A 12,922-nucleotide genomic window follows, 5' to 3' on the forward strand; every position below is an offset into this window, starting at 1 on the left:
GCTGGGCCCGCCTGCGGCGGCGTACGGTTCGGATCGATTCAGATCGAATCAGATCGGTTAGAGCCCGTTTCTCAACCCGTCAGTGCGCGGGCTTCGCCTTCAGCAGGTCCCTGAGCGCGGTGTTCAGCTCCAGTACGTTCACCCGCGGCTCACCCATGAAGCCGAGGATCCGGCCGTCGGTGTGCTGCGCCACGAGCCGCTCGACCGCCGCGACATCGAGCTTGTTCCGCTCTGCGACCCGGTGGGTCTGGATCTCCGCGTACCGGGGGGAGATGTGCGGGTCCAGGCCGGAGGCCGAGGAGGTGACGGCCTCCGCCGGGATCTCGGCCGGGCTGACCTGGTAGGTCGCGGTGGCGTTGTCCTTGACGACCGCCGCCTTGGCATCGTTGACGGCCTTGAGGAGGTCCTCGTTGTCACCGGACTTGTTGGTGGCGCCGGAGAGGATCAGCGAGTACTGGGTGTTCACGCTGTTGCTGCCCAGGCCGCCGGAGGGACGCGGCTGGAACCACTTGAGGTCGGGGACCGGCGCTTCCCCCGCGTCGTCCGGGTTCTTCTTCGGGAGGTTGTAGCTCTGGCCGATCAGCGAGGAGCCGACGACCGTGCCCTGCGCGTCCTTGATCTCCGAGCCGTTGGCCCGGTCGGAGAACGCGGCCTGGGCGACGCCGGTGAGGGCCAGCGGGTAGATCACTCCGCAGAGCACCGTCAGTACGAGGAGGGCGCGCAGACCCGCGCCGAGCAGGCGGGCGCTGTTGCCGAGGGAGTTGTTCATGGTCGTCACCCAATGCCGGGGATGAGGGAGAGAAGCATGTCAATGATCTTGATGCCGATGAACGGGGCGATCAGACCGCCGAGACCGTAGATCCCGAGGTTGCGGCGGAGCATCCGGTCGGCGCTGGTCGGCCGGTAGCGCACGCCCTTCAGGGCGAGCGGCACCAGGGCGATGATGATCAGCGCGTTGAAGATGACGGCCGACAGGATCGCGGACTCCGGCGAGGTCAGGCCCATGATGTTGAGCTTGTCCAGCGACGGGTAGGCGACCGCGAACATCGCGGGGATGATCGCGAAGTACTTCGCGACGTCGTTGGCGATCGAGAAGGTCGTCAACGCGCCCCGGGTGATGAGGAGTTGCTTGCCGATCTCGACGATCTCGATCAGCTTGGTGGGGTTGGAGTCGAGGTCCACCATGTTCCCGGCCTCCTTGGCGGCCGAGGTTCCGGTGTTCATGGCCACGCCGACGTCCGCCTGGGCCAGCGCGGGCGCGTCGTTCGTACCGTCACCGGTCATCGCGACCAGCTTTCCGCCGGCCTGCTCGCGCTTGATGAGCGCCATCTTGTCCTCGGGCGTGGCCTCCGCGAGGAAGTCGTCGACGCCCGCCTCCTCGGCGATAGCCTTGGCGGTCAGCGGGTTGTCACCCGTGATCATGACCGTCTTGATGCCCATCCGGCGCAGCTCGTCGAACCGCTCGCGCATGCCGTCCTTGACGACGTCCTTCAGGTGGATCACACCGAGCACCCGTGCCCCGTGCTCCGCGTCCTCGCGGGCCACCAGCAGGGGCGTTCCGCCGGCCTGGGAGATCAGAGCGGTGAGCGTCTGCGCGTCGGGGGCGACGGCTCCGCCACGCTCCTCGACCCACGCGACCACCGAACCGGCCGCCCCCTTGCGGACCTTGTGCCCGTCCACGTCCACACCCGACATCCGGGTCTGGGCGGTGAACTCGACCCACTCGGCGCCGGTCAGCTCGCCCTGGTGGCGCTCGCGCAGCCCGTACTTCTCCTTCGCCAGTACGACGATGGAGCGGCCCTCAGGAGTCTCGTCCGCGAGGGAGGACAGCTGGGCGGCGTCAGCGAGTTCGGCCTCCGTGGTGCCCTTGACCGGGACGAATTCGGCGGCCTGACGGTTGCCGAGGGTGATGGTGCCGGTCTTGTCGAGCAGCAGCGTCGATACGTCGCCGGCGGCTTCCACCGCGCGGCCCGACATGGCCAGCACATTGCGCTGGACCAGGCGGTCCATGCCCGCGATGCCGATCGCGGAGAGCAGCGCGCCGATCGTGGTGGGGATCAGGCAGACCAGGAGTGCGGTGAGCACGATCATCGAGGTCTGTTCGTCGGCGCCCGCGTAGATCGCGAAGGGCTTCAGGGTGACGACGGCGAGCAGGAAGACGATGGTCAGCGAGGCGAGCAGGATGTTCAGCGCGATCTCGTTGGGCGTCTTCTGCCGGGCGGCGCCCTCGACCAGGCTGATCATGCGGTCGATAAAGGTCTCGCCGGGCTTCGTCGTGATCTTGATGACGATGCGGTCGGACAGCACCTTGGTACCGCCGGTGACGGCCGAACGGTCGCCGCCGGACTCGCGGATGACCGGCGCGGACTCGCCGGTGATGGCGGACTCGTCGACGGAGGCGACGCCCGCGACGACGTCACCGTCGCCGGGGACGATGTCGCCGGCCTCGCAGACCACCAGGTCACCGATGCGCAGCTCGGTGCCGGGCACCTGCTCCTCGTCCCGGCCGACCGGGTCCTTGCCGACCAGGCGGCGGGCGACGGTGTCGGTCTTGGCCTTGCGCAGGGTGTCGGCCTGCGCCTTGCCGCGGCCCTCGGCGACCGCCTCCGCCAGGTTGGCGAAGAGGGTCGTGAGCCACAGCCAGACGGTGATCGCCCAGCCGAACCAGTCGTCCGGGTTCAGGATCGCCAGGACGGTGGTGACCACCGACCCGATCAGCACCACGAACATCACGGGGGACTTGACCATCACTCGCGGATGCAGCTTGCGGACCGCGTCCGGCAGCGACTTGAGCAGCTGCCCCGGGTCGAACAGTCCCGCGCCCACCCGGCCCGCCTCGCCGTGGTGCCCGGTGGGGGCATCGCTGTGCGGGGCGAGAGCCGGGGCAGAGGTGGAGGTGGACGTGGAGGTGGGCATGGCGCCGGACTCCTCATGCTTCTTCGTGTCGGTGGTCATGACGCCAGCCCTTCGGCCAGCGGTCCGAGGGAGAGCGCCGGGAAGTACGTCAGACCGGTGATGATCATGATGGTGGCGACCAACAGGCCTGTGAACAGCGGCTTTTCGGTACGGAGCGTGCCGACCGTCTTCGGTACCGGTGTCTGCTCCGCGAGCGAACCCGCCAGCGCCAGCACGAACACCATGGGCAGGAAGCGGCCGAGCAGCATCGCCAGACCGATGGTGGTGTTGAACCAGTCGGTGTCGGCGTTGAGCCCCGCGAAGGCGGAACCGTTGTTGTTGGCGCCCGAGCTGTAGGCGTACAGGATCTCGGAGAAGCCGTGCGCACCGGAGTTCGTCATGGAGTCGGCCGGGGTGTCCAGCGCCATCGCGGCGGCGGTGAAGCAGAGCACCAGCGCCGGGGTGACCAGGATGTAGCACGCGGCGAACTTGATCTCGCGGGTACCGATCTTCTTGCCCAGGTACTCGGGCGTGCGTCCGACCATCAGCCCGGCGATGAACACCGCGATGATCGCCATGACCAGCATGCCGTAGAGACCGGAACCGACCCCGCCGGGCGCGATCTCGCCGAGCTGCATGCCCAGCATGGTGATGCCGCCGCCGAAGCCGGTGTAGGAGGAGTGGAAGGAGTCGACGGCGCCGGTGGAGGTCAGCGTGGTGGTGACCGCGAAGATCGAGGAGGCGGCGATGCCGAACCGGGTCTCCTTGCCCTCCATCGCGCCGCCCGCGGCTTCGAAGGCGGGGCCCTTGCCGGCGAACTCGGTGGCCCACATCAGCAGGATGAAGCCGAGCCAGATGACCGCCATGGTGGCGAGGATCGCGTAGCCCTGCCTGATCGAGCCGACCATCCGGCCGAAGGTCCGCGTCAGCGAGAACGGGATGACCAGGATCAGGAAGATCTCGAAGAGGTTGGTGAACGCGTTGGGGTTCTCGAAGGGGTGGGCCGAGTTGGCGTTGAAGTAACCGCCGCCGTTGGTACCCAGCTCCTTGATGACCTCCTGCGAGGCGACCGCGCCGCCGTTCCACTGCTGCGCGTTCCCGGCGAACTGGCCGACCTCGTGGATGCCGGAGAAGTTCTGGATGGCGCCGGAGGCGACCAGCACGAGCGCGCCGACGACGGACAGCGGGAGGAGGATGCGGACGCATCCGCGTACCAGGTCCGCCCAGAAGTTGCCCAGTTCACCGGTGCGGGAGCGGGCGAAGCCCCGTACCAGCGCGGCCGCGACGGCCATGCCGACGGCGGCGGAGACGAAGTTCTGCACCGCGAGGCCACCGGTCTGTACGACGTGGCCCATGGCCTGCTCGCCGTAGTACGACTGCCAGTTGGTGTTGGAGACGAACGAGGCCGCGGTGTTGAAGGCCTGGTCAGGGTCGATCGAGGCGAACCCGAGCGAGCCGGGCAGCGAACCCTGGAGCCGCTGCATCACGTACAGGAAGAGGACACTCACCAGCGAGAAGGCGAGGACGCCGCGCAGATAGGCGGGCCAGCGCATCTCGGTGTCCGGGTTCGCCCCGACCGCCTTGTACATCCACTTCTCGACCCGCAGGTGCTTGGTGGAGGAGTAGACCCCGGCCATGTAGTCGCCCAGCGGGCGGTAGACGAGGGCGAGCGCCGCTATCAGCGCGAGGAGCTGGAGGACGCCAGCGAGTTGAGGACTCATGTCCGTGCTCAGAACCTCTCCGGGCGTACGAGGGCGAGGATCAGATATCCCAGCAGGGCGACGGCCACGATCAGGCCGACGATGTTCTCGGCAGTCACAGCTTCGTCACCCCCTTGGCGACGAGTGCCACCAGCGAGAAGACCGCGATCGTGGTGACGACGAAGGCCAGGTCGGCCATCGGGGAGCTCCTGAGGAAGAGGTGGGGTGGAGACACAGGCGCTGAGCGTTTGTGCTCGGACTTGATGAGCAAAGCGCCTTCCCCGGCCACTTCGGTTTCCCTTGACGCCTCCCATACGAGGCGGGGGTGCCTCTTTACGGATCCCGTACGCGTGGCCGCCCCGGGGGTATCGGGCGAGGATGAGCGGGCGTGCGCGAGGGGCCGTACCGGGGGACCTCGCGGCCGTCGCGCGAACTCCACGCGTGGGAACCAGCCAGCACCAGCCAGCACGAGCCGGACGGGAAGTGCCCCATGACCAGCACGAAAGCCACCGCCCGCCGTTGGCGGGCCTGGCTGCTGGAAGGGCTGAGCGAGCAGTCCGCCCGGCATCCGGGACCGCACGCCACCCCGCCCGCCGAACACAAGGGCCACTCCTGGTGGCGGGTGATGTGCCTGACCGGCGTCGACTACTTCTCCACGCTCGGCTATCAGCCCGGCATCGCCGCCCTCGCCGCCGGGCTCCTCTCCCCGATGGCGACCCTGGTCCTGATCGCGCTCACCCTGCTCGGCGCACTGCCGGTCTACCGCCGGGTGGCGAAGGAGTCCCCGCACGGCGAGGGGTCCATCGCGATGCTGGAGCGGCTGCTGCCCTGGTGGGCGGGGAAACTGCTGGTCCTGGTGCTGCTGGGGTTCGCCGCCACCGACTTCATGATCACCATCACGCTGTCGGCGGCGGACGCCTCCGCCCACGTCGTGGAGAACCCCTTCGCCCCGACCTGGCTGCACGGCGAGAACGTCGTGATCACCCTGGTCCTGGTGGCGCTGCTCGGTGCGGTCTTCCTCAAGGGCTTCCGCGACGCGATCCGGGTGGCGGTGGTCCTGGTGGGCGTGTTCCTGACACTCAATGTGGTCGTGCTCGCCGTGTCCGCCTGGCAGGTGATCAGCCACCCGGTGGTGGTCGGCGACTGGTGGCAAGCGCTGACCGTCTCGCACTCCTCACCGCTGGCGATGGTCGGGGTGGCGTTGCTGGTGTTCCCCAAGCTGGCGCTCGGGATGTCCGGTTTCGAGACGGGTGTAGCGGTGATGCCGCAGGTCAAGGGCGATCCCACGGATACGTACGAGAAACCGGCCGGCCGCGTCCACGGCACCCGCAAGCTGCTCACCACCGCCGCGGTGATCATGAGCTGCTTCCTGCTCCTCTCCAGCCTGGCCACGACCTTCCTGATCCCCCAGGAGGAGTTCAGGAGCGGCGGCAAGGCGAACGGGCGGGCGCTGGCCTTCCTCGCTCATGAACACCTCGGCGAGGTCTTCGGCACCGTCTACGACATCTCCACCATCTGCATCCTGTGGTTCGCGGGAGCCTCCGCGCTGGCCGGGCTGCTCAACCTGGTACCGCGCTATCTGCCGCGCTACGGGATGGCCCCCGAATGGACCGGGGCGGTACGCCCGCTGGTCCTGCTCTTCATGGCGATCGCGGTCTTCATCACCCTGTGGTTCAACGCGGACGTCGACGACCAGAGCGGGGCGTACGCCACCGGGGTACTGGTCCTGATGCTCTCCGCGTCCTTCGCCTCGACCGTCGCGGTACGCAGCCGTGGCCACCGGGCCGCCACCCTCGGGTTCGGGACGATCACCCTGGTCTTCGCGTACACGCTGGTGACCAATGTGATCGAGCGGCCGGACGGCATCAAGATCGCCACTCTGTTCATCGTCGGCATCCTGCTGACCTCCTTCGCGTCCCGGCTGCACCGCTCCTTCGAGCTGCGCGCCGCCGAGGTCGTCTTCGACGAGGAGGCGCTGCGGATCATCGACGAGGTCGCCGCGGACGGTCCGCTGCGGATCATCGCCAACGAGCCGAACGAGCACACCACCGCCGAGTACCGCGCCAAGGAGTACTCCCTGCGCGAGGCCACCCACCTCCCCGACGGCCGACCGGTCCTCTTCCTGGAGGTGTTCGTCGGTGACTCCTCCGACTTCACCGCCGACCTGACCGTGCACGGCGACGAGAAGCACGGGGCGCGGCGGCTGCGGGTGCGCAGCGCGGTGGTGCCCAACACCATCGCGGCCGTACTGATGGTGCTGCGCGACCGCACCGGCCAGGTCCCGCACGCCTACTTCAACTGGACCGAGGGCCACCCCCTCGGCCACCTGCTGCGCTTCCTGGTCTTCGGCGACGGCGAGGTCGCGCCGGTCACCCGGGAGGTGCTGCGCAGGGCGGAGCCGGACCCGGCGACGCGGCCACGGGTGCACGTGGGCTGAGACAGGGGTCGGCCGACGGCTGAGAGCCTGTGTCTGATCCGAGACACAGGCTCTCAGCTTGTGCGTACCTGCTCCACCGGTCAGAACTTCTCCGGGTAGGCGCGTGCCAGCAGCAGGTAGCCGATCAGACCGGCGGCGATCAGCAGCCCGACGATGTTTCCCGCGTTCATGGCGACGCCACTCCCCTTCAGTCGGTTCGGGCCGGTCCCCGGAGCGGTCCGCTGCGGGTGACGTGTCCACCGAAACGCCTGCGGGACCCCGCGTGGAACCCTCTTGACGCGCCCCTGGCACCACGCCCCCGAACGTTGACGCCGTCCTGGCGGGAGGCGCCTCCCGAGGCGCGCGCCATTTGTATCCGAATACACCGAATTGGTGGCTTAGTGTGACGCCGTGAGCACTCCAGCCGACGTCGCGCCGCCCGCGCCCGCCGCCCCGCCTTCCGCGTCCGCTCGCGCACTGCTGCCGATCGTCGCGCCGGCCCTCGCGGTGGGCGTCGGGTGCAGCCTGCTGTTCCTCGGGGTGAGCATCCTCGCCGAAAAGCTTCAGGAGGTGCTCTGGACGGACCTGCCCGACGCGCTCGGCATCGGCGGCTACTCCTCGCTCTGGATGATCGTGATGCTCACCCTCACGGGTGTACTGGTGGGGCTGGTGGTGTGGAAGGCCCCCGGGCACGCCGGTCCCGATCCGGCCACGCTCGGGCTCGGCGGGGAGGAGCCGCTGCGGCTCTACGTGGTGCCGGGGCTGCTGGTCGCCAACGCCCTGATGCTCGCCGGCGGGCCCAGCCTCGGTCCGGAGAACCCGATCATCGCGGCCAATGTCGCGCTCGCGTTCTGGCTCGGCAGCAAGGCACTTCCGAAGGCGCCGGGGGAGATGTGGGTGTCGCTCGCCACGGCGGCGACGCTCGGCGCACTGTTCGGTACGCCGGTCGCCGCCGCGCTGGTGGTCTCCGAGGCGCTGGCGGGGCGGCCCATGCCGATGAAGGGGTCGCTGTGGGACAACCTCTTCGGGCCGCTGCTGGCCGCCGCGGCGGGCGCGCTGACGACTACGCTGGTCGCCTCGCCCTCCTTCGACCTGGGGCTGCCGTCGTTCGGCCGGCCCGGGTGGGCCGATCTGCTGGCTTCCGTGGTGGTCGCCTGCGCGGCCGCGGCACTCGGCATGGTCGCGGTGTGGGCCTTCCCGTATGTGTACCGCGCCTTCCGGAGCCTGAGGCATCCGATGCTGATGCTGCCGCTCGGCGGGCTGGTGCTCGGGCTGCTCGGTGCGCTGGGCGGACATCTGACGCTGTTCAAGGGGCTGCACGAGGTCGGCGAACTGGCCGCGGACCCGGACGGCTGGACGGCCGGGCAGTTCGCGGTGCTGACCGTGGTGAAGCTGGCGGCGCTGCTGGTCGCCGCGTCGTGCGGGTTCCGCGGCGGCCGGATCTTCCCCGCGGTGTTCATCGGTGCCGCGTTCGGGCTGTGCGCGCATGCGCTGGTGCCGGGCGTGAACGTCTCGGTCGGTGTCGCGGCGGGTGTGCTCGGGGTGCTGCTCGCCGTCACCCGGCAGGGCTGGATCAGCCTGTTCACCGCTGCCGTGCTCGTGTCGTCGCCGGGGATCCTGGCCCTGATGTGCATCGCGTCGCTGCCCGCCTGGCTCCTGGTGACGGGCCGGCCGCAGATGCAACTGAAGGAGGACGGGACGCCGTTGCGTTGAGCCGCCCCCGGCGACGTACGCCCTCGGAGCCTGTGTCCGAACCCCCGGCACAGGCCCCCTCAGAGCTCAGCCGCCCGAAATGATCTTCCCCGCGTCGACCTGGTCGCCCGCCGAGTTCTCGGTGACCGAGGGCGGTATCGGCTTGTCCATGCGCAGGGCGAGCCAGAGCAGTTCGGACTGGTCCTTGAGCGGAATCACCCGCTCCTTGTCGATGGCGTCGTAGTCGATGGGCAGCGTGATGACCTTCATGTCCTTCGAGCCGATGCCGCTGAGGCTGTTGCCGAAGGAGAGCAGGGAGCCTACCGAGTTGAGCTTGGAGTCGGTGGTGATGGTCTTGGTGGCGGCGTCCGCGAGGTTGAACATCTTCTTCGGGCTGGTGATACCGATGTCCTTGATCTGCTCCATCAGGGCCTTCATGAAGGCCTGCTGGAGCTGGATCCGGCCGAGGTCGCTGCCGTCACCGACGGTCTTGCGGGTACGCACCAGGCCGAGGGACTGCTCACCGGTCAGCTGGTGGGTGCCGGGCGGGAGATCGAGGTGGCTCTTGGGGTCCTTGATCGCCTTGTTGGTGGTCATACTGACCCCGCCGAGCGAGTCGATCAGGCCCTTGAAGCCCGAGAAGTCGACCTCAAGGTAGTTGTCCATGCGGATGCCGGAGAGCTTCTCCGCCGTCTTCACCGCGCAGACCGGGCCGCCGATCTCGTACGCCGTGTTGAACATCTGGCGCTTCGCCTCGGGTCTGATCTTGGTGCGCCCCACGCACTGGGGGCGGGTGACCAGGGTGTCGCGGGGTATCGAGACGATGCTCGCCTTGTCGCCGCCCTTGTGGACATGGACGATCATCGCGACGTCGGAGCGGGCGCTGCCCACGTCCTCGCCGTACTTCTTGTTCTCTCCCCCGCGGGAGTCCGAACCCAGCACGAGGATGTCCCGGGAGCCGTTGTCGACCTCCGGCGGACGGTCACCGCCGATCTCACCGTCTATGTCGACGGCCCTGAGGTTGCCGTCGAACTTGAAGTACAGCCAGGTCGCGCCGGTACCGGCCAGCAGGAGCACAGGAAGCAGTACAAAAAGCAGAAAAATGGACTTCTTGCTGCGCGGCCGACGCTGCTTGCGCCTGTTCGCGGCCCGCCCGCCGCTCACCTGCTGCTGGTCCTCCTGCTCCTCGGTGCGACCCCTCCCCCTGGACGGCTGTGCCCTGCGCCCCCGACTCTGCTGCTGCCGCCGGCTCCCCGCGGACCGCGAAGGCCCACCCCTGCCACGGTTCCCCATGTACTACTCAGCTCCTCGTAAATCCCCGTGTACCCCCTGTCGCCGTGGATCGGGGATGGAAACTTGTCGACAATTTCCCACATCCTCCATGGGACATTGAGTGTTTAGACGCTCGAACACATGGAAGGGTTGTACGGGGCTTTGTTGCTTCTTTGTGTCCACAAGAGGTACACGAGGCGAACCTCTTGCTCAAGAGGATTCACAAATCGCCAAATTAGGGCATCCAGTCGTTGCAGATACGAACAGGACGCGACCTGGGCTCCACGCCTCCGGCGCTATCCCAGCTCCACGACCCGCGCCCACTCCGGCGGCCTGTCCGGTACGTAGTCGGGGTCGTCCTCGTCCACGAAGCCCGATTCGTGGGGGCGGGGGAAAAGGCCCACCACCGTCCGGCACGACGGGCGCGACGAGGGCCAGGGGGTCTGGCCGTCCGTCAGGACCACGATCACATCGGGGCGGTACTGACCCCGCAGCGCCGTGGTGAAACCGGAGCGGAGGTCGGTGCCGCCACCGCCCACAAGCGGAATCCCCTCCGCGCGGCACAGCGGGTGGGCGACCCGGGCGGCCGCGTCGCACGAAACCACCGAAACCAGGTCGCGGCGGCCGCCCACCGCGCGGGCGATCGCGGCCACTTCGAGGAGTGCGGTGCCCAGTTCGGTGTCGCTGACCGAGCCCGAGGTGTCGATGACCACGGAGACCCTGGGAGGGGTACGCCGCAGGTTGGGCAGCACCACTCCGGGCAGCGAGGCGGCGCGGCGGGCCGGGCGGCCGTAGGTGTAGTCGTCGCCCGAACCTGCCGCCGAGGCGGCGGCACGGATCGCCGCGCCGAGGAGTTCGCGCCAGGGCTGCGGCGGGTGGAAGGCCTCCTTCGCCCAGCGCCGCCACCCCTCGGGGGCGTCCCCCGGCCGCCCCTTGATGCCCTGGGCCACCCGGAAACGGACCGCGTCGCTCTGCTGGGGTGTCAGCCCGTCGGCCCCGTCCGGACCCAGGTCCCAGGGGCGGGCGCTGCCGTCCGCGCCACTGCCGCAGTCCAGCCATTCCATCCCCTGAGTGGTCCGGCCGAGCCGGAACTGACGCAGATAGTCTTCCATCAACTGGCCGCTGCCCAGGCCTAGTTGACTGGGATGGATCGCGCCTTCCGGGAAGACCAGGCCGTCCCCGAACGCGTCGTCGTTGATCTCGCAGTCCGAGGCTATGTTCATCCGCAGCCGCTCCCCCGGGCCGGTCAGTCCGCGCTCGCGGGCAACCCGGTCGCTGCGTGTGTGGTGGTCGCGCAGCAGGTGCGAGACCTCGTGCACCCAGACGCTGGCGAGGTCCTCCTCCGGCATCCTGTCGACGAAGGCGGGCGAGACGTACATCCGCCAGTAGGCGTCCACCCCCATCGTCGGCACCGACCTGTCCTCGATCACATGGAGGGCGAACAGCGCCGAGGCCAGATAGGGCCGGGCCCGGGCGGCGTGCAGACGGGCCGCGAAGAGCTTGTCGTGGTCCAACCCGGATGAGGTCATCGGCGCGCACCGGCCTTGACCGCCACCCGCAGCGCCGACTTGTCCGCCCGGCGCGACAGGCCCACGACTCCGGCCAGCCGCTCGATGGTTTCCGGGACGTCCCAGTTCTCCTGGCGCAGGGTGGCGAGTGTGGTCGCCGGTACGACGATGAGGTCCGGCGCCCCGGTCTCCATGGCCCGTACCAGGAGCTGCCAGGCGGCGTCCCAGCGTTCCCTGTCCAGGCGGTTGCGTACCGCGGCGACCACTCCGTCCAGGGTGGCCTGGCGCAGATCACCACGTGTGGGGAGTTCCGCGGCCATCGGGTCGGCGAGCAGGGTTTCGGGGTCCGGCAGGTCCATCCGGTCCAGGTGGGCCAGCATCTCCAGGCCGGGGCCGTCCCCGACCGTGCCCCTGACCAGCTGGGACAGCACTTCCCTGCTGGATCCCGCGGCGGTGGCGAAGGCGATCAGGCACAGCGCCATGTCCCAGCTCCGCGGCGAGGGCCACGCGCCGCCGCGCCGGGTCTCGCTGCTGGGGAGCTGGTGCACCAGCTTGGGACGGGCGGCGAGCATGCCGCACACCGCTCGCCGTGCGAAGGCCACCGCGTCGGGCAGTTGGTCCGCGTCGAGACGCGGCAGGGTGGCGCGCGGCCAGACACCGCCGAGACCGCGTACCACCACCTCGTGGTCGTGCGCCCAGTGGAGGTGGACGAAACGGTTGGCCAGCGGCGGGCTCAGTTCCCAGCCGTCGGCGGCCGAGCCGCGCGGGTTGGCGGCGGCCACGATCCTTACGCCGGGCGGGAGTTGCAGGGTTCCGATACGTCGCTCCAGCACCAGCCGGAGCAGGGCGGCCTGCACGGCGGGCGGCGCCGTGGACAGCTCGTCCAGGAACAGCAGCCCCCGGCCTGCCCGCACCAGCTTCACCGCCCAGTCCGGCGGCGCCATCGGCACGCCCTGTTCCGCCGGGTCCTCACCGATGACCGGCAGCCCGGAGAAGTCGGACGGTTCGTGGACGCTGGCGATCACCGTGGTCAACGGCAGGTCCAGCGACTCGGCGAGCTGGGTGAGCGCCGCGGTCTTGCCGATGCCCGGCTCGCCCCAGAGCAGCACCGGCAGGTCGGCCGCGACGGCCAGGGTGAGGGCTTCGAGCTGGGTGTCGGGGCGGGGTTCGGTGGTGGTGTCGCGCAGCAGGGACAGCAGCTCACCGGCTACGTCGAGTTCGGGGCGGGACGAGGCCTGCGGGGTCGCGGCGATCGGAGGGGCCGGACTGGCCGGGGCCTCCGGAGCGGCCGAGAAGGTCGGGAGGGAAGGGGCGAAAGGGGCAGCGGGCAGGGTGCTGAGAGTCATGTGGGATCACCATGGGGTGTGAGGTGGGACAGGGAGGGGACACGGATGACGTGCGGGTGAGCGCGCGAACGGAAGCGGAGGCGTGCGGGGCAG

At 69.3% G+C, this 12,922-nt stretch carries 10 protein-coding genes; 2 read left to right on the forward strand and 8 right to left on the reverse strand.

The features are described 5' to 3' along the window. Positions 1-79 precede the first annotated feature (79 nt). Genes ACIA73_RS01470 through kdpF form a run of 4 tightly spaced genes read right to left on the reverse strand, consistent with a single transcriptional unit; the run spans position 80 to position 4,714 of the window. Positions 80-769 carry a potassium-transporting ATPase subunit C gene (locus ACIA73_RS01470; RefSeq protein ID WP_399436180.1) on the reverse strand — a complete coding sequence of 230 codons (690 nt, stop codon included), beginning with the start codon at positions 767-769 and terminating at the stop codon, positions 80-82. 5 nt (positions 770-774) lie between these two features. After that, positions 775-2,955 (reverse strand): potassium-transporting ATPase subunit KdpB, encoded by a 2,181-nt coding sequence (gene kdpB, locus ACIA73_RS01475; protein ID WP_399436181.1) that lies wholly within the window; start codon positions 2,953-2,955, stop codon positions 775-777. Continuing rightward, positions 2,952-4,616: a potassium-transporting ATPase subunit KdpA gene (gene kdpA / locus ACIA73_RS01480; protein ID WP_399436182.1), complete on the reverse strand. Its 1,665-nt coding sequence runs from the start codon at positions 4,614-4,616 to the stop codon at positions 2,952-2,954. Before kdpA ends, kdpB begins: the two co-directional genes overlap by 4 nt. A gap of 8 nt (positions 4,617-4,624) precedes the next feature. Beyond that, the gene (gene kdpF / locus ACIA73_RS01485; protein ID WP_399436183.1) at positions 4,625-4,714 is read right to left on the reverse strand and encodes a K(+)-transporting ATPase subunit F; all 90 of its coding nucleotides are present in this window, start codon (positions 4,712-4,714) and stop codon (positions 4,625-4,627) included. 371 nt (positions 4,715-5,085) lie between these two features. Here kdpF and ACIA73_RS01490 point away from each other — a divergent pair, with 371 nt between their 5' ends. Beyond that, complete coding sequence (locus tag ACIA73_RS01490; RefSeq protein WP_399436184.1) at positions 5,086-7,032, forward strand: amino acid transporter; 1,947 nt, start codon at positions 5,086-5,088, stop codon at positions 7,030-7,032. An 80-nt stretch (positions 7,033-7,112) separates the two neighbouring features. On the opposite strand, the gene ACIA73_RS01495 is transcribed toward ACIA73_RS01490, so the two are convergent. Further along, positions 7,113-7,202 (reverse strand): K(+)-transporting ATPase subunit F, encoded by a 90-nt coding sequence (locus ACIA73_RS01495; RefSeq protein ID WP_399436185.1) that lies wholly within the window; start codon positions 7,200-7,202, stop codon positions 7,113-7,115. 220 nt (positions 7,203-7,422) lie between these two features. On the opposite strand from ACIA73_RS01495, the gene ACIA73_RS01500 reads away from it, so the two are divergent. Next, on the forward strand, positions 7,423-8,724 hold the full coding sequence (locus tag ACIA73_RS01500) for an ion channel protein (RefSeq protein ID WP_399436186.1): 1,302 nt from the start codon (positions 7,423-7,425) through the stop codon (positions 8,722-8,724). A gap of 66 nt (positions 8,725-8,790) precedes the next feature. Here the strand turns inward: ACIA73_RS01500 and ACIA73_RS01505 are convergent, their stop codons facing one another. From ACIA73_RS01505 to ACIA73_RS01515, 3 genes are all read right to left on the reverse strand, one after another. Further along, on the reverse strand, positions 8,791-9,867 hold the full coding sequence (locus tag ACIA73_RS01505) for an LCP family protein (protein ID WP_399436187.1): 1,077 nt from the start codon (positions 9,865-9,867) through the stop codon (positions 8,791-8,793). A 404-nt stretch (positions 9,868-10,271) separates the two neighbouring features. Continuing rightward, positions 10,272-11,504: a VWA-like domain-containing protein gene (locus ACIA73_RS01510; protein WP_399436188.1), complete on the reverse strand. Its 1,233-nt coding sequence runs from the start codon at positions 11,502-11,504 to the stop codon at positions 10,272-10,274. Beyond that, entirely contained in the window at positions 11,501-12,829 is a 1,329-nt protein-coding gene (locus ACIA73_RS01515) for an AAA family ATPase (RefSeq protein WP_399436189.1), read from the reverse strand. The genes ACIA73_RS01510 and ACIA73_RS01515 overlap by 4 nt, the downstream gene beginning before the upstream one ends. Positions 12,830-12,922: the final 93 nt, after the last annotated feature.

Source organism: Streptomyces sp. NPDC051561, from assembly GCF_044454195.1.
Lineage (GTDB): Bacteria > Actinomycetota > Actinomycetes > Streptomycetales > Streptomycetaceae > Streptomyces.

Excerpts from the sequence above, each read along its gene's own strand:
- ACIA73_RS01470 (WP_399436180.1), bottom strand. The coding sequence starts at position 769 with ATGAACAACTCCCTCGGCAACAGCGCCCGCCTGCTCGGCGCGGGTCTG.
- kdpB (WP_399436181.1), bottom strand. The coding sequence starts at position 2,955 with ATGACCACCGACACGAAGAAGCATGAGGAGTCCGGCGCCATGCCCACC.
- kdpA (WP_399436182.1), bottom strand. The coding sequence starts at position 4,616 with ATGAGTCCTCAACTCGCTGGCGTCCTCCAGCTCCTCGCGCTGATAGCG.
- ACIA73_RS01490 (WP_399436184.1), top strand. The coding sequence starts at position 5,086 with ATGACCAGCACGAAAGCCACCGCCCGCCGTTGGCGGGCCTGGCTGCTG.
- ACIA73_RS01495 (WP_399436185.1), bottom strand. The coding sequence starts at position 7,202 with ATGAACGCGGGAAACATCGTCGGGCTGCTGATCGCCGCCGGTCTGATC.
- ACIA73_RS01510 (WP_399436188.1), bottom strand. The coding sequence starts at position 11,504 with ATGACCTCATCCGGGTTGGACCACGACAAGCTCTTCGCGGCCCGTCTG.
- ACIA73_RS01515 (WP_399436189.1), bottom strand. The coding sequence starts at position 12,829 with ATGACTCTCAGCACCCTGCCCGCTGCCCCTTTCGCCCCTTCCCTCCCG.